Source organism: Helicobacter sp. 23-1045, assembly GCF_053654655.1.
On record NZ_JBSIUR010000005.1, the window covers coordinates 19,663 to 36,268 of the forward strand.

Sequence of the window (16,606 nt, forward strand, 5' to 3'; positions counted from 1 at the left end):
GACAAATGATGATTACACTAAATCCGCAATATGCGCCATTAGAAATCAAAAGTTTTTTGGGTGGCGATTTGTATTATGGCTCTAAAATCAAGCCCGAGCAGTGCGAAGATTTTCGACAAAAAATCAATAATTATTTGCCCAAATTAGACTTAAATCAAAACGAAGATTATTTAGTCGCAAACGCGCTAAATCCGCTGTTGCAGTCGCTAGGATTTACCACCGCAATAAAGCAAAAATCGCAAGGCAGAAGCGAGATTGACTTAATTATCACGCAAGAAAATAATGTCGCTGTGATTTTTGAGGCAAAAAAGCCCCAAAATGCCGAAATGATAAGCGCGGACAATCCCAACAAAACCGCATTGCACGAGGCGATTTTGTATTATTTGAGAGAAAAAGAACGAGCGATTTTGCAAGGCAAAAGATTCGAGCTAAAATATATCATCATCACGGATTTTTATGAATTTTTCTTTTTCAAAGAGAGCGAATTTGAGCGCGTTTTTTACAAAGATGAGTTTATAAAAAGCCTTTATTCGCGCTACAAATCGCTAATCAAAAGCGATTTGGCGCACGATTCAAAGCGCAATATTGACTTTTATGACGAGTTAAAGGCGTATTTTGGGGCTGAATCTTTTAGCACAAATCTTATGCCCTTGCACCTAAATTTGCAAAATATTGCAAATGCCACAGATTCAAGCGATTTTAAGCCCTTTATAAAGGCGTTTGCGCCTGATTTTTTGCTTGATAGATATATCCACAAAGATGAAATCAACGAAGCATTTTATAAAGAATTGCTCTACATTTTGGGGCTAAAAACTATCGAATCTGGCAAGGATAGAAACAAAATTATCCCAAATAATGTAAGCGGGACGCTCTATCACAATATCGCTGATTCGCTGCCAAATGACGCTGATAAAACGCAAGAAAATATCATCTCACTAATCATCGTGTGGCTTAATCGAATCTTATTTTTGAAGCTGATTGAAGCAAATTTGGTGCGATTTAGCACAAATAGGATTGACAAAAATGCAAACAAATTTTTAACTACCGCGAACATAAAAGATTTTCAAAGTTTGGAGCATTTGTTTTTTGAAGTTTTTGCAAAATCGCACGACAAGCGCGACAAAGATTCGCCCTTTTTTGCCTTGCCATATCTTAACTCATCGCTTTTTTCTCCAAGTCAAATCGAGCAAAATCTAATCCATATTCGCGCTTTAAGCAATGACAAAGAGTTGCTTTCATACAAATCGCAAACCAAAATCAACCTTTTGCGCTATCTTTTGGATTTTTTAAATAGCTATGATTTTGGCAGTGGCGAGGAATACGAAGCCGATACGCTCATAAATGCGAGTATTTTAGGCAATGTCTTTGAGCGAATAAACGCCTACAAAGAAGGCTCTTTTTACACGCCAAACGCGATTACAAGCTATATGTGCGAAGTTGGTTTGCAAAAAATCGTAGTGCAAAAGTTTAATGAAAGATTCGCGTGGGATTGCGCGAATCTCACTGATTTGCGCATACAAGTGGATAGAAATTTCAACAAACACAAAGATGATTTTTTGCAAATTTTGCGCGAAGTAAAGATTTGCGACCCTGCGGTGGGCAGTGGGCATTTTTTGGTATCCGCCCTAAATGCGATGATAGGGATTTATGACGCGCTTGGGCTTATTGAAAATATCGCTTCGGGCAATGTTAGTATTATCGGCGATGAAATCATTGTGCGCGATAGATTGGGGCTAATTTTCACCTATCAAAAACCCCGCGTAAATAGTGAAAATCACAAGATTCAAGTCGCCATTTTTAATCTCAAAAAATCCATAATCGAAAATAATCTCTTTGGCGTGGATATAAATCCCAATTCTGTGGAGATTTGCAAGCTCCGCCTTTGGATAGAATTGCTAAAAAATAGCTATTATTTGGTGGATTCGGCGGAGGGATTTGATGCGAATCTAAGCGATAAGATTCATCAAATGCAAACGCTCCCAAACATTGACATAAATATCAAATGTGGCAATTCGCTTTTATCGCGTTTTAGCCTAAATGATTCGCTCCCCACTACGCAAAATATCAAAAATCAAATTAGCGAATATAAAAAATTAGTGTTTGACTACAAAAACGCCGACAGCGCGATTTTGAAGCCAAACAAAAACGACATAGAAAAAAAGATTGACAATCTAAAAGCGACATTTCGCCTAACGCTAAAAGATTCAAAGACGAAAAAAGAGTTAGAAAAGGCAATCAAAAATCACACCGCGCTTTATGGATTAGTCGCTTTGGAGGGCGAATCGCTGTTTGTGGGATTGGATTGTGGCATTAGCAATTCATTTGCAGGTGTGAATCTAAGCGAAAATGAAAAAAGAGCAGCATTCGCAAGTGCCGCAAATATCAATTTTTTGCGCGATAAGTTAGATTCAAATGGCAATGGCAACGCATTTGAGTGGCGATTTGAGTTCCCAGAAGTGTTAAATGAAAATGGCGACTTTATGGGATTTGATTTAGTCATCGGCAATCCGCCCTATGGCGTGGATTTAAGCGCGGAGGATAGGCAAAAATATAAAAGCATTTACAATCTCATCTCTACAAACACAGCGCAACTTTTTATCCTACTCGCCGACAAAATCGCAAGTCAAAACGGCATAAATACCTTTATCGTGCCAAAATCCCTAGTCTATGTCGCACAATGGAAGCCACTGCGCGATTTTTTGCAACCAAATCTCTTTTTGCTTACCGATTGTGGCAAGGCGTGGAGCTATGTTTTGCTTGAAATGGTGATTTACGCGGTGCATAAAAATCACAAATATGAATCTTATACAAATACATTTTTGCCACCGCTAAATCAGCCCGTAAATGAGCGTGATTTGGGCGTTATCGTGGATAAGAAACTCATCGATTTATTTGGGCTTTTTGTGAATGGTTTGAGCCAAAAGGAAATCGATTTGGGCGTAAAGATTCGCAATACAGGGGAAATGATGGGGAAATATTGTAAAAATATCGGCGGTTCATCATATCAAAACAAACTAAAAAAGCGTGGCAAACACGCATTTATTGGCGGAAAAGAAATCGGCAGATATGGAATCAAATCTTTTAAAGGATTTTGCAATGATATTTCAAAATTGCCAAATTGCGCTAGAATAGTGCCAAATTCGATTTTGGTGCAAGACATTGTCGCACACATTCAAAACCCAAAACCGCATATAAAAATTATCGCTACATTGCCTGATTCGCAAAAAGTATTTTTGCTAAATACGATAAATCAACTTGTATTTACGGAGTTAGATTCGCGCTTTGCTTGGGCACTTTTTAACTCAACTTTGATAAATTGGTATGTTTATAAATTTATCTTTTCAAATTCTATTAGGACAATGCACTTAAACACCACAGCCACCGATAAAATACCGCTCCCAAAACTCACCGCCAAAAATCAAAAAATCACAAATGAAATCATAAATTTAGTGGATAAAATTTTAGCACTAAAAGCGCAGGGCAAAGAAATATCCGCATTTGAATCTAAAATCGATGATTTAATCTACAAACTCTACGCCCTACATTCGCACGAAATCCAAATCGTAGAATCTAAGTAATTTTCGTCATTGCTTTGGTGAATCTAGTTTCGCGCAAAGCAATTCACGCACTTTTAGCACAAATCGCGCGAATGGCACGAATCTTGCTTAAAAACTACAAATTTTTTCATATTTTTTTCACATTTTTTTATAGGATTTGATAAATGCTAAATGGATTTTACGGTGCAACAGGCGGTATGATAGCGCAATTTAACCGCCTTGATACCATTTCAAACAACCTTGCAAACGCAAATACGAATGCCTACAAGCGCGATGATGTCGTAATCGGCGACTTTTTGCGCCTTTACCAAGAGTTTAAGCACGAGTTGCCCTTGCATAATCACACACGTGAGGCGTCCAAATTCTTAAATCGCACGATAAATCGTGTGCCCGGTGTTGTGGAGGAATACAGCGATATGAGCGTGGGGAGTTTTGAGAAGACGGACAATCCGCTAGATTTGGCACTCAAAAATAAGGACGCATTTTTTGCAATTCAAACCCCAAATGGCGTGAAATATACGCGAGATGGGGCTTTCACGCTAGATAATAACGGCGTTCTTGTAACCAAGCGCGGATTCCCCGTGCTTTCACGCGAGGGCATTGATGAGCGTGGCACAATCACCATTGATTTGGCGGTTAGCAATGTTGAGGTAAATCCAAATGGCGATATTTTCGTGCGAAGTATCACAAATGACAGCGTGGGCGTTGCCGAGCCTATCGGTGCGGTTGCGATTGTGAGCTTTGTGAATCCAAAATATTTGAAAAAAATCGGCGACAATCTCTACGAATTGCCAGATGAGCGCATAGATGAGCGCGTGAATATCAACGATGACAATGTCATTGCAAGTGGATTTATCGAAAAAAGCAACATAAATCCTGTGGTAGAGATGACTGCGCTTATCACCACAAACCGCCTTGTGGATATTTATAGCAAGGTGATGAAAACTTATCAAGATGACCTTGCGCCAGAGGCGATAAACAAACTAGCGCAACACAGAGCATAATTTTGGAGCATAAATAAAGGGAGGATAATATGATTCGAGCATTATACACGGCGACTACGGGTATGATAGGAATGCAAACGCAAGTGGATACCACTTCAAACAATATCGCAAATGTCAATACCATCGGCTACAAAAAGCAGCGTGCGGAGTTTGCGGATTTGTTTTACCAAACGATGCAATACGCGGGGACTTCGACAAGTGAGACTACGATTTCGCCCACAGGCATTGAGATGGGGCTTGGTGTGCGAAATGTCGCCATCGCAAAGCATTTCTCACAAGGCAACCCAAAAGAGACAGAAAATAATTTAGACATCGCAATCACAGGGCGCGGATTTTTTCAAATCGAGTTGCCCGATGGGACGATTGCCTACACGCGCGATGGGAGTTTTAAGCTTGATAACGAGGGCAATATCGTAAATAGCGAGGGTTATCGCCTTGTGCCAAATATCACAATCCCCGAAGATTCGACACACATAAATATCGGCACGGACGGCATTGTAAGCGTGGTGCAGGCGAACTCTACGCAGATAAATACGCTTGGGCAAATTGAAACGACCGTTTTCATAAACCCAGCGGGGCTTCATTCGCTAGGCGACAATCTCTACCTAAACACAAATGCTTCGGGTGAGCCGATAAATGGCGTCCCGGGAATGGAAGGATTTGGCGCACTTCGGCAAGGGTTTATTGAGATGAGTAATGTGAAGTTAGTAGAGGAAATGACGGACTTAATCACAGGACAAAGGGCGTATGAGGCAAATTCAAAATCCATTCAAACCGCCGACTCAATGTTGCAAACGGTGAATACGCTAAAAAGAGTATAGATTTTAACGCAGAATCTTAAATAAAAAATGCCTTAACACTCCGCAGAATCTCGTGCGAAAATTTCGCAGAATCTAATATAATTCGCAGAATCTGTGAGATTTTCGCCGTTTTGTCCCTTTAATTCGCAAAATTTATGGATTGCTTCGTTGTTTTCGCTTCGCTCAAACTGCCTCGCAATGACGAAGTGGTGCGTTGTTGTCCGTCATTGTGAGATTTTGCGTTAGCAAAATCGTGGCAATCCAAAAATCCCCATACCTTGCAGAGAAAATTCTCAAAAATCCCCCCTCCCTTGCGGAGGGGGCTAGGGGGTGGGTTTTTTAGATTCTGCGATTTTTATTTGAATCGCAGAATCTGCGAGATTTTCGCCATTTTGTCCCTTTAATTCGCTAGATTTTTTCGCAAAATTTTGGATTGCTTCGTTGTTTTCGCTTCGCTCAAACTGCCTCGCAATGACGAATCGGGCATTGTTGTCCGTCATTGCGAGATTTTGCGAAGCAAAATCGTGGCAATCCATTGTCTTGTCATTATGAGCGAACAAAGTGAGCGAAGAATCTCTATTTAGATTCTGCGATTTTATGTCAGATTCTGCGTTTTTCGCGTGAATCGCAGAATCTACGCCGTTTTTTAGATTAAATTCGCTTTCTTTCTCGCAAAAGGGCTGCACCCCCCGCCCCGCTCCCCCTACGCGCCAAAAGCTGCCGCTTTTCGCTTTTAGGGGGAGTGCCTCGCTTAATCCGCTTCTAGCAAAAAATCGGCGGTTGCACTACTGCAACCTTGAATCCGATTTTTTGCACCACGAAGCGGGCGAGATTCGGTTGTGCTAACGCACGGATTATTTTTACTAGATTCTGCGTTCGCAGAATCTTGGATTGCTTCGGCACTTCGTGCCTCGCAATGACGAAGTGAGGGCAGATTCTGCGATTTATTCCCCCTCCCTTGCGGAGGGGGTTAGGGGGGTGGGTAGATTTAGATTCTGCGAATGAAATAAATTTGGATTGCCACGAAAATGCTACGCATTTTCTCGCAATGACGAAGTGGGGTAGATTCTGCGATTTTCGTGCGAGATTCTGCGAATTTCGCACGAGATTCTGCGAATTTCAAATAAGATTCTGCGATTCGCACGAAAAACGCAGAATCTACCTCGCATATCGCCTCATATCCTCATTAAATCCTTCAATCGTTTGAAGCACGCGGATGAGTGCCATCATAAGCTCTCGCGGGATAAATTCATCCACTTCCACGAGGCGATACAGCTCGCGCGCAAGTTCCTTATTCTCGCGAATGGGGATATTATTCTCCCTTGCAATCTCTTTTATCCGCACGGCGAGCAAATCCGTCCCCTTTGCCACCACCTGCGGAGGTATGCCCTCTTTCACATCCAAATAAATCGCCACAGCATAATGCGTGGGATTTGTGATGACAACCTTTGCCTTTTTGACGCTTGAAAGCATTTTTGATGATGCCATCTTACGCATCATTTGGCGCACGCGGGCGCGGATTTGCGGGTTTCCTTGCAGTTGTTTGAACTCATCTTTGACTTCTTGCTTTGTCATTTTTAGCGAATTTATATATTGCCTTCGCTTTACAAAATAATCCACAACCGCCATAAAGAAAAACAGCACGAGAAGCGCGGATGCGAGGATTAACGCCTTATCTTTCAACCACAAAAGTTGCTTAAAAATATTTAGAAACGCAACGCCCTCTAACTCCCTCAAAAATGTCGCAAAAATGAAAAATCCAAGACACAGCGCGATGCCGACTTTTAGCGTGATGAGCGCACCATCGAGCAGTTTTTTCGCCGAAAAGAGATTTTTTAGTCCATTTATCATATTTATTTTTGAAAATTTTGGAATGATGGTTTTGATGGTGACTAAAAATCCAAACTGCAAAATATTCCCGCCAATGCCGACTAAAATCAACGCCAAAAATATCGGCGCAACGATTAGCAAACTCTCGCCAATCACGCTAAGCGCGAGATTTGCCATCCCGCCACTATCAAAATCCTCTAAATTAAAATCCATCACCAAAATAAATAAATTTCGCACGCGCCCCGCAAGGTAGGGAAGCAGGGCAAAAATCGCGCCAAATCCAAAAAGCAGTGCCAAAAATCCCACGACTTCTTGGGACTTTTTGACATTGCCTTCCTCGCGCGCCTTTTGGAGCTTGTGCTCACTAGGTAGCTCGGTGCGCTCTTCGCCCTGCGCCATTTACGCGCCTAACGCTTTTAGCGCGACTTTGTAATCGCTAGCTGTGTTGATATTCAAAAACTCCGCCCTGTCGAAAAAAATCGACTTTATGTGGGTAGGAATATTTTGCAATTTAAAGTCGCCTTTTTCAATCATTTGGCGCAGAATCTGCGCTAGTGACGCACTCCACACACCCACCAAATAATGCACATTCAAAGAATCTCTAGCGCAAGTAATCTCATAATCCTTTGAGTTTTTGCATAAAATATCGATGGTTTTTGCCCTAATGAGCGGGGAATCGCAGCTTATGAAAAATGCTTTTTTGGATTCTGCGATTAGATTCTGCGAAATGGTTGATTTTGTGGCAGATTCTGCGAATTTTGCAGAATCTACGGGGTTTGCGTTTTGTTCCCCCTCCCTTGCGGAGGTTTTCGCCCTTTGTTCCCCCTCCCTTGCGGAGGGGGCTAGGGGGTGGGTAAAATCAAGATTCGCAGAATCTAAAATTTTTGCGGTGGATTCTGCGAATTTCGTGCTAGATTCTGCGGTGGATTCTGCGCCAAAAAGATGATTTAGCGCATTATAAATGCCAAAAATCGGCGCGAAAATATCGCCATTTTCCACAATAAAAATATCATTTAGATTCTGCGAATTCGCAGAATCTGCGAGATTTGCGGTAGATTCTGCGATTTTCGTGCTAGATTCTGTGATTTTGAGATTCGCAGAATCTATGGCGTTTTTTGAAATAAAATTCGCAGAATCCACATTTTTCGCAGAATCTCCCGCCAAATCCGCCAAAGATTTTTTAATATTTTCCCTTTGATTTTCCTTGCACGAAATAAATACTTTGGGGAAAATTTCTTTCATTTTTTTAAATTGAAATGCGACTAAATTCGCCCCGCCAAATGGCAAAAAGATTTTAGATTCTGCGTTTTTAGTTTTTATGCGTTTGCTTGCTCCACCGCATAAAATCACGCAAGTATCAATATTTTTCAGCATTTATCAAATCTCCAAAAATTTATTACACGATGAAATGATAGCATTTTTGATTTCACTTTTGCTAACCGAAATGCAATTTACTTCATCTTTGTCAAATAAATTTCTTATATTTTTGTGAATTTTTAGGTTGAATTTTTGGCTAATTTTTAGCATTGCGTCTTTTTCGGATTTTTTAGATTCTTCGCTTCGCTCAGAATGACAAATGGGGGATGATTCGGCATTTAGATTCATTAGATTTGCCGAATCTAGCGCGTTTTTGATTGTCGGCACGAATTTGCACCATTCTGCCGTAGAGCAAACGATAATTTTTCGGCTTGAATCTACCTTTTTTGCGCCTAAAATCGCATTTGCCGTATGTGGGTCGATGATAATATTTTGCTTTGCATAATGTGCGATGATTTCTAGCACCACTTCATCATCAAAGCTAAATGCGTCAAAAATTTCTTGTATTTTTGAGAGTTCATTATCGCTTAATTTGTAGCATTTTTTGGTTTCTAAATCGCTCATCAAATCTTTTGTCCGATTCGCCCCAAATAGCGCAAAAAGCACTCGCTCGACATTTGAGCTTTTCAAAATGTCCATCGCAGGGGAGTTTGTCTTAATCAGTGTGCGATTTGAAATGTCATAAATCCCGCGTGTGATGAGCGATTTAAGCACATCGTTGGCGTTTGTGGCGATGATGATTTTAGCAATAGGGACGCCCATAAGTTTGGCATAAAACACACCCAAAGCATTGCCAAAATTCCCGCTAGGCACGACAATATCAAAGCTCTCACCATCCGCAATCTCCCCCAAATCACACAAGAAAATATAGCTGTGAATGTGATAGATGATTTGAAAAGCGATGCGCCCGAAATTCACAGAATTACTCGCGCTTAAATGCAAGTTTTTTGCACTCAAAAATGTGCGAAAATCGCTGTCGTTTAGCAAGGATTTTAGCGCGTTTTGCGTGTCATCAAAGTTACCATCAACCTCCAAAACGGCGATATTTTTGGCGTCATTTGTAGTCATTTGAAGCCGTTGCACCGCGCTTGTGCCATCTTTTGGGAACATACAGATTCCAAAGATATTTGGTTTATTTTTGATTGCCTCCAAAGTCGCTGGTCCCGTGTCGCCACTTGTTGCTGTTAAAATCAAATATCTTTTATTTTGTGCTTTTGATAAATCGCAAAGAAGCGCACCAAAAGGTTGCATTGCCATATCTTTAAATGCGCGCGTTGGTCCTGTGAAAAGGTTTTGTAAAAATATATTTTTCTCGATTTTAGTGTAGCTTAAAGGCAAGTTTGGATTGTCAAAATTCTTGTAAGATTCAAGGCTAATTTTGCGACAATCAATGCCGATTCGCTCAAAAATATAAGAAATTAGCTCGTTATAATTTAGACTTTTAATGGCGCTTAAGTCGATTTTTGGGAGCAATTTTGGCTCATTTGGTAAAGTCCATAATCCGCCAAAACTCGCCTCTGGGTTAAGAGTCGCGCTAAAAAAGTCGCTCTTTTTGTCTCTAATCCCATCATTTCCGCGTGTTTCTACTAACATTTTTTGCATTTTTGCCTCCGTGTGTTTTGTTTGGATTGCTTTGATTCGCGTTGCGAATCTCGCAATGACGAAGTGGGCGTGGATTGCTTCGTTGTTTTCGCTTCACTCAAACTGCCTCGCAATGACGAATCTGTGCTATTTTCCTTTAAAAACTCGCGCACTTTTTTATATTCTTTTTTATTTAAAAAGCGACTTTTACCACAAGGCAAGGCATTTAAGTGGATAAAGCCAAAACTCACGCGCTCTAAATCCACCACTTCCAACCCAAAGTGCGCGAAAAATCGGCGCAATTCCCTATTTTGCCCCTCATTTATGCCGACTTTGATTTTCGTATATCCGCCACTTGTCCGCACAATCTCAAAAAACGCAAATGGCGCAAAATCCATTCCCACAATTTTGCTATTTTTATGCCCTCCAGCCCTTGCGTCCGCCAAACTCAAACCATTTTGCGCCGAATCCAAAATCTTTGCTAACACACTATCTGTGATTTTGCCACTCACTTTGACATTGTAGATTCGCACCAAATCGCTTTTTGTAAGCGCGGTGGCGATTTTCACGCTATCACTTAAAATCAAAAGCCCACTACTCGCAAAGTCCAACCTCCCCACAGGCGTAAAATGCTTGAAGCGAGTTTCAAGCGAATCAAAAATCACTTTGCGCCCTCTATCATCTTTGCGACTTACAAGTTCGCCCTTTGGCTTGTTGTAGGCGATTATGGTGTATTGATTTTGTGGCTTAATTTGGCGCGAATCGATGAAAACTTTGTCATTTTCGCCTACTTTGTCGCTCAAAACCGCGACTTTGCGCCCTATTTTTACCCTGCCACTTTGCACCAAAATATCCGCTTCTCTGCGTGAAAACTTCGTGTTGTGCGATAAAAATTGATTTATTCTCACGCGATTTCTTTCACTTTGCTTTTAAAATTATCATTTATTTTTAGCGCAGTGGTGATTTTGTGCGTGTGTGCGCCGTCCTTTACCATAAAAATCAGCACTTCATCGCCGACATTATTTAGCGCAAGATTTTGAATCTCTTTTAGCTTCGCATACGAAATATCGCAGGGCAAGGCAAAAGTAAAGTTTAGGCAACTATCATTTAAGGCATTTGCATTTATCGCAGAATCTGCCAAATTCGCAGAATCTACGCTAGATTCTGCGTTTTGCGCGTTTGATTCTGCGCTAGATTCTGCGTCTTTTTTAAACTCAGGGATAATCTTTCGCTTTTGCGCCTCTTCAAAGCTCAAAACACCGCTTAGTCGCAGTGAAATGCTTTTATCCCTGCTATCCTCCCCTGCTTGGCACAAAAAGCACAGCGGCACTCCCTGCGCGGCGTTTTCAATCACGGGCAAGTCCTTTTCAAACACGCTAATTTGCACATTTCCCACGCTATCAACTATCAGCACTTCGGCAAATCGCGTCCCCTTTTTGCTTATGCGAAACTTTATATCCTTAATCACGCCCACGATAAACGCCCGTGAGCGGTCTTGCAAATCCTGTATTTGATACCCAAGCACCACGCCTTTAATTTTTTTGATTTTGTCCTTGTAATCCTCCATCGGGTTGCCACTCATAAAAATGCCTATCATATCGTATTCAAAGTCCAAAAGCTCCGCTTTGCTAAACTCATCCACCGCCTTAATATCAAGCGAAATACTTGGCGTTTCCTCCACAAATAGCGCGTTTGAAGTATCATAGCTTGAATTTTCGCGCACTTTATCAGCGAGTAAATCCAAATTTTCGATAATCGTGCGCGTATTGTAGCCCAAATTACCCAAAGAGCCGGATTTTGCGAGAGATTCAAGCACTCGTTTATTTATGACTTTGCTATCCATTTTGCTTAAAAATTCTTCTAAATTATTGAATTTACCGCCATTTTTCGCCCGTGCCTCCAAAATATTTTCGATAGGCTTTTCGCCAATGCCCTTAATCGCGCTAAATCCATAAATGATTTTTTTTGTCCCATCGATTTCAACCACGCTAAAATCTTTATTTGAATAATTTATGTGCGGTGGGAGCACTTCAATCCCCATATTTCGGCACTCTTCGATATATTTGTTGATATTATCGGGCTTGTTTTTCTCGCTTGTCAAAAGTGCTGCCATAAATTCATAGCGGTAGTAAGTCTTTAAATACGCCGTTTGAAAGGTGACAAAGGCATAGGCTGCGGAGTGAGATTTGTTAAATCCATATTCGGCGAATTTTACGATTAGCTCCCAAAGAGATTCGCATTTTTGCCGTGCAAAGCCCTTAGATTCTGCGCCATTTAGAAATTTCTCTTTATTATCCTGCATAATTTTGGCGTCCTTTTTCCCCATCGCACGGCGTATCAAATCCGCCTCACCAAGTGAAAATCCGCCGATGACTTGGACTATTTGCATAATTTGCTCTTGATAAATTATCGCGCCATAGGTTTTTTCTAAAATGGGTTTTAGCTCATCGAAAATGTATTCAATCTTTTGCGTCCCGTGCTTTCGTGCGCTAAACTCATCAATCGTCCCCATCGGTCCAGGACGATAGAGCGCAATCATCGCCAAAATATCCTCAAAAGTGCTAGGACGCAGAATCCTAGCGGCTGAGCGCATACCATTTGATTCAATTTGAAACATTCCTAGCGTATTTCCCGCTTGAATCTCATCATAGACTTTTTTGTCGTTTAAATTTACATTGTTAAAGTCAATTTTTTGTGGGATAATTTCAAGCGCGTTTTGAATCACCGTCAGCGTTTTTAGCCCCAAAAAGTCAAATTTTATGAGATTCACCTTCTCTAAATAATCCATCGAATACTGCGTAACGACTTCGTTGTTGATTAGGCAAAGCGGGATTTTGTCCCAAAGCTCATTTTCGCTATCAATGACAATCGCTGCGGCGTGTGTGCTTGTGTTGCGCTTTTGGGACTCCAAATTTAGACTCATATCCCACACTTTTCGCAAAACTTCATCGCCATTTATCGCATTTGCGATTTTTGGCTCTTTTTCAAAGGCGTCATTTAGGTGAATCTTCAGCTCATTTGGGATTAGCTTTGCAAATTCGTCCGCCTTTTTATACTCCACATCAAAAACCCGCGCCACATCGCGAATCACAGACTTTGCCGACATTGAGTTAAAGGTAACCACGTGCGCGACATTGTATTTGCCATATTTTTGCTCGACATATTCGATGATTTCGCCCCGCCTACTTTGGCAAAAGTCCATATCAATATCAGGCATACTCACGCGCTCAGGGTTCAAAAATCGCTCAAAAAGCAAATCGTGCTTCAATGGGTCAATGTCGGTTATCTCTAAACAAAACGCCACCAAACTCCCTGCCGCACTACCACGCCCGGGACCGACAGGAATCTTTCGCGCCTTTGCTTCTCTCACAAAATCCCACACAATAAGCATATATCCGCAAAATTTCATTGTTGCAATGACTTGCATTTCATATTCTAGCCGTTTTTTGTAGGTTTCGTGCATAGATTCATCGATAGTTTTTAGGCGCGATTCAAGCCCTTTTAGGCATTTGTAGCGAAAATATGGCTCATCATCGCTAAAATCTAACCCATCATTTTTGGCGTATTCGCTTGTAAATTTAAAGCTAGGTGGCGTGGGCGCGGAGTATGGGATAATCACTTCGCCTTTGTCATTTTTAAGCTCAATGCTTTTTAAGTCAATGATGAGATTGCATTTATCTGCGATTTCTTGCGTATTTTCTAGGACTTCGGGTATGTCTGCAAAGATTTTTCGCATCTCTGCTTGGGATTTCACATAAAATTCATTCACAGAGTGCTTCAAGCGGTTTGAATCTTGGAGCTTTTTGCCTGTGGAGATACACATTAGGATTTCTTGGCTAAATGCGTGTTCTTTTTGCGTGTAGTGCGCATCATTTGTAGCGATGAGTTTAATGTCGCATTCACGCGATAATTTTATCACTTGCTCATCGATAAATTTCTGCTCTGCAATGCCGTGCCGCATAATCTCTATGTAAAAATCATCGCCAAAAATGTCTTTGTATTCTAACGCGACTTGCTTTGCGTAGTCATAGCCTTTTGCGCCTGTATTTTTGCGCCCGATTGTGTTTAGGTGGTAATTCACTTCGCCTTGCAAACACGCCGATGAGCAAATAAGCCCCTCACAACGCTGCCTTAAAATCGCTTTGTTGATTCGCGGTTTGCGATAAAAGCCCTTTAAACACGCCATCGAGCTTAAATACATTAGATTTTTGTAGCCCACTTCGTTTTTGGCAAAAAGGCACAAGTGAAATGCGGGGGATTGCGGGTCTTTGGTGTCAAGCGATTCGCCGTTGTGGATATAGGTTTCAATGCCGATTATGGGCTTTATGCCCTCTTTTAGCATTGTGGTATAAAAGTCAATCGCGCCGTGAAGGACGCCGTGGTCGGTAATCGCAACCGAATCCATACCAAAAGATTTGAGTTGTTTTGCGAGTTTTTTGATTTGATTTGCGCCATCAAGCAAAGAATATTCGGTATGCAAGTGCAAATGCGTGAAATTGCCTGAAAAATTGCTCATAATGTGTCCTTTTTGATTTTAGATTCTGCGAATTTTAGCAAAATCATTATTAGATTCTGCGAATTTTATGCGAGATTCTGCGAAACAAATAAAAAACGCAGAATCTAGCGCAGATTCTGCGTTTTTTGTATTAGATTCTGCATTCGCAGAATCTCAATCGAAGTAATGGCGGTGTGGCTTTGCACGAAGTTTGCCCCGTTGCTAGGAAATAGAACTAGTGGTTCATTGACGACGCAATGGGGCAAACTTCGTGTGAATTGCATACCCCAGAACAAATTGCCCCTAAAAGCTATCGATAAATTTCCATATCAACACCGCTACGATTACTATCGGCGCGACATATTTCACAATCACATACCACACATTAAATAGCTTTCGGCTCATAAACCCACGCGCAAATTTATACACAATCTCTTTTCGAACAAAATACGTAATGAAAATCAGCGCAGAGAGCGCGCCTAGTGGCATTATAATTGCCGCTGTGATAAAGTCCATCCAATCAAAAAAGTTCTTGCCAAAGAATGTAAGATACGCCTTCGTCCCTTCACTCATCGATAAAATCACCAAAACCCCTACCAAAAATATCATCACACACAAAGCATAAGACGCCTTTGTGCGCGAGATTTTGTAGGTGTTTGAGAGATATGCCACAGGCGGCTCTAAAATGCTGATTGTCGAAGTGATACCCGCAAAAAGCACCGCCAAAAAGAACAGCGCAGAGATTATCCACCCATAGCTCATATCGCCAAAGACAATCGGCAGACTGATGAAAAGCATACCCGGACCCGAGCTTGCGGGCTGATTATTCTCAAATAAAAATGTAAAAATCACTAGCCCCGCGATGATTGACACCACAATGCCAGATAGCGCAATCCAAATGGCACTTGTTAGCAAGTTTTCGCCCTTTTTGGCGGATGAGCTATAAGTGATAATCGTCCCTACGCCCAAAGACAGCGAGAAAAAGACTTGCGAGAGCGCGATAATCACCACGCTTGGCGTAATCTTACTAAACTCAAACTCAAATAAAAACTTCGCAGAATCTACAAATTTATCCATACTCATCGCGTAAAAAAACAGCCCGATAAAGATGATAAAAAGCAAGGGCATAAGCACCAAATTATACTTCTCCAAACCATCTTTTACGCCCTTTGAGACGATAAATCCCGTGAAAAATATGCAAAATGCAAACGAAATCAAAGACGCCATAAAATTATGCCCGACAAAATTGCTAAACATTTCTCCACTCGCCTTTGCGTCCTGTGGCAGAGAAAAACTACCCACAAAAAGATAGTAAAACACCCACCCAAGCACCACAGCATAAAATGTCAAAATGATAGGACCGCCTACAATCATCAGTCCCGCCTTATTCCAATGTCCGCGCGTGGTTTTATCAAGCTCCCTAAACGCGGCTACGGCGTTTTTCTGCGTTTTGTTGCCGATAATCATCTTTGCCACAAGGATTGGCACGCCGATGGCAATGGTTAGCGCGACATACAGCACCACAAACGCGCCGCCGCCGTATTCTCCCGCCATATACGGAAACCGCCAAATATGTCCAAGCCCAATGGAGCTCCCCAAAGTCGCCAAAATAAACCCGATTTTGCTGAAATTATTCATAATTCGCCTTGCAATTTTTGATAAAAAAGAGCGAAATTTTATTGTAAAATATTTTAAGTTTGCGTTAAGTGGATGAAAAATTATAGATTCTGCGTGTAGATTCTGCGAAATTTGGGTGATTTTGTGTGGTAGATTCTGCGATTTTGGCATTTTTTGCGTTAGAGATTCTGCGAAATTTGGCAAAACGCAGAATCTAACAAAAAATCCCCCCCCCCTCCCGTGCGGAGGGGGATTAAGGGGGGGGGGTGGGTAAAAAATCCCGTCATTGCGAGGCGATTCAACGAATCGCCGAAGCAATCCACAAAAATAAAAACGCCGTCATACTGAGCGAAGCGTTAGCGTAGCGAAGTATCCAAACCACGCGAATCTAAATCGTAGATTTAC

The 16,606-nt window shown here is 41.4% G+C and carries 14 protein-coding genes; 4 read left to right on the forward strand and 10 right to left on the reverse strand.

Translation table 11 applies throughout. The features are described from left to right. The first annotated feature begins 8 nt into the window (after window positions 1–8). From ACWIUE_RS06175 to flgG, 3 genes are all read left to right on the forward strand, one after another. Complete coding sequence (locus tag ACWIUE_RS06175; protein ID WP_454135813.1) at window positions 9–3,578, forward strand: type IIG restriction enzyme/methyltransferase; 3,570 nt, start codon at window positions 9–11, stop codon at window positions 3,576–3,578. A 143-nt stretch (window positions 3,579–3,721) separates the two neighbouring features. Next, complete coding sequence (locus tag ACWIUE_RS06180; protein ID WP_454135815.1) at window positions 3,722–4,561, forward strand: flagellar hook-basal body protein; 840 nt, start codon at window positions 3,722–3,724, stop codon at window positions 4,559–4,561. 29 nt (window positions 4,562–4,590) lie between these two features. Beyond that, window positions 4,591–5,382, forward strand: a complete 792-nt coding sequence (flgG, locus tag ACWIUE_RS06185; RefSeq protein ID WP_454135817.1) for a flagellar basal-body rod protein FlgG — start codon at window positions 4,591–4,593, stop codon at window positions 5,380–5,382. Between the two features lie 118 nt (window positions 5,383–5,500). On the opposite strand, the gene ACWIUE_RS06190 is transcribed toward flgG, so the two are convergent. From ACWIUE_RS06190 to ACWIUE_RS06235, 10 genes are all read right to left on the reverse strand, one after another. Then, window positions 5,501–5,626, reverse strand: coding sequence for a hypothetical protein (locus ACWIUE_RS06190; protein WP_454135818.1), 126 nt, complete (start codon window positions 5,624–5,626; stop codon window positions 5,501–5,503). 58 nt (window positions 5,627–5,684) lie between these two features. Next, window positions 5,685–6,047: a hypothetical protein gene (locus ACWIUE_RS06195; protein ID WP_454135820.1), complete on the reverse strand. Its 363-nt coding sequence runs from the start codon at window positions 6,045–6,047 to the stop codon at window positions 5,685–5,687. A gap of 76 nt (window positions 6,048–6,123) precedes the next feature. Continuing rightward, a complete protein-coding gene (locus ACWIUE_RS06200; protein ID WP_454135821.1) occupies window positions 6,124–6,465 on the reverse strand; it encodes a hypothetical protein in 342 nt (113 codons plus the stop codon). A 54-nt stretch (window positions 6,466–6,519) separates the two neighbouring features. Beyond that, window positions 6,520–7,590, reverse strand: coding sequence for a flagellar biosynthesis protein FlhB (gene flhB / locus ACWIUE_RS06205; protein WP_454135823.1), 1,071 nt, complete (start codon window positions 7,588–7,590; stop codon window positions 6,520–6,522). Then, window positions 7,591–8,565: an NTP transferase domain-containing protein gene (locus tag ACWIUE_RS06210; protein ID WP_454135825.1), complete on the reverse strand. Its 975-nt coding sequence runs from the start codon at window positions 8,563–8,565 to the stop codon at window positions 7,591–7,593. A gap of 3 nt (window positions 8,566–8,568) precedes the next feature. After that, window positions 8,569–10,110 (reverse strand): threonine synthase, encoded by a 1,542-nt coding sequence (gene thrC / locus ACWIUE_RS06215; protein ID WP_454135827.1) that lies wholly within the window; start codon window positions 10,108–10,110, stop codon window positions 8,569–8,571. Beyond that, window positions 10,095–10,997, reverse strand: a complete 903-nt coding sequence (locus tag ACWIUE_RS06220; RefSeq protein ID WP_454135828.1) for a pseudouridine synthase — start codon at window positions 10,995–10,997, stop codon at window positions 10,095–10,097. Before ACWIUE_RS06220 ends, thrC begins: the two co-directional genes overlap by 16 nt. Further along, complete coding sequence (gene dnaE, locus ACWIUE_RS06225; protein WP_454135830.1) at window positions 10,994–14,605, reverse strand: DNA polymerase III subunit alpha; 3,612 nt, start codon at window positions 14,603–14,605, stop codon at window positions 10,994–10,996. Before dnaE ends, ACWIUE_RS06220 begins: the two co-directional genes overlap by 4 nt. Before the next feature lie 104 nt (window positions 14,606–14,709). Next, window positions 14,710–14,880 (reverse strand): hypothetical protein, encoded by a 171-nt coding sequence (locus ACWIUE_RS06230; protein ID WP_454135832.1) that lies wholly within the window; start codon window positions 14,878–14,880, stop codon window positions 14,710–14,712. Between the two features lie 7 nt (window positions 14,881–14,887). Then, window positions 14,888–16,222 carry a sodium-dependent transporter gene (locus ACWIUE_RS06235; RefSeq protein WP_454135834.1) on the reverse strand — a complete coding sequence of 445 codons (1,335 nt, stop codon included), beginning with the start codon at window positions 16,220–16,222 and terminating at the stop codon, window positions 14,888–14,890. Between the two features lie 115 nt (window positions 16,223–16,337). Here ACWIUE_RS06235 and ACWIUE_RS06240 point away from each other — a divergent pair, with 115 nt between their 5' ends. After that, entirely contained in the window at window positions 16,338–16,475 is a 138-nt protein-coding gene (locus ACWIUE_RS06240) for a hypothetical protein (RefSeq protein ID WP_454135836.1), read from the forward strand. Window positions 16,476–16,606 lie beyond the last annotated feature (131 nt).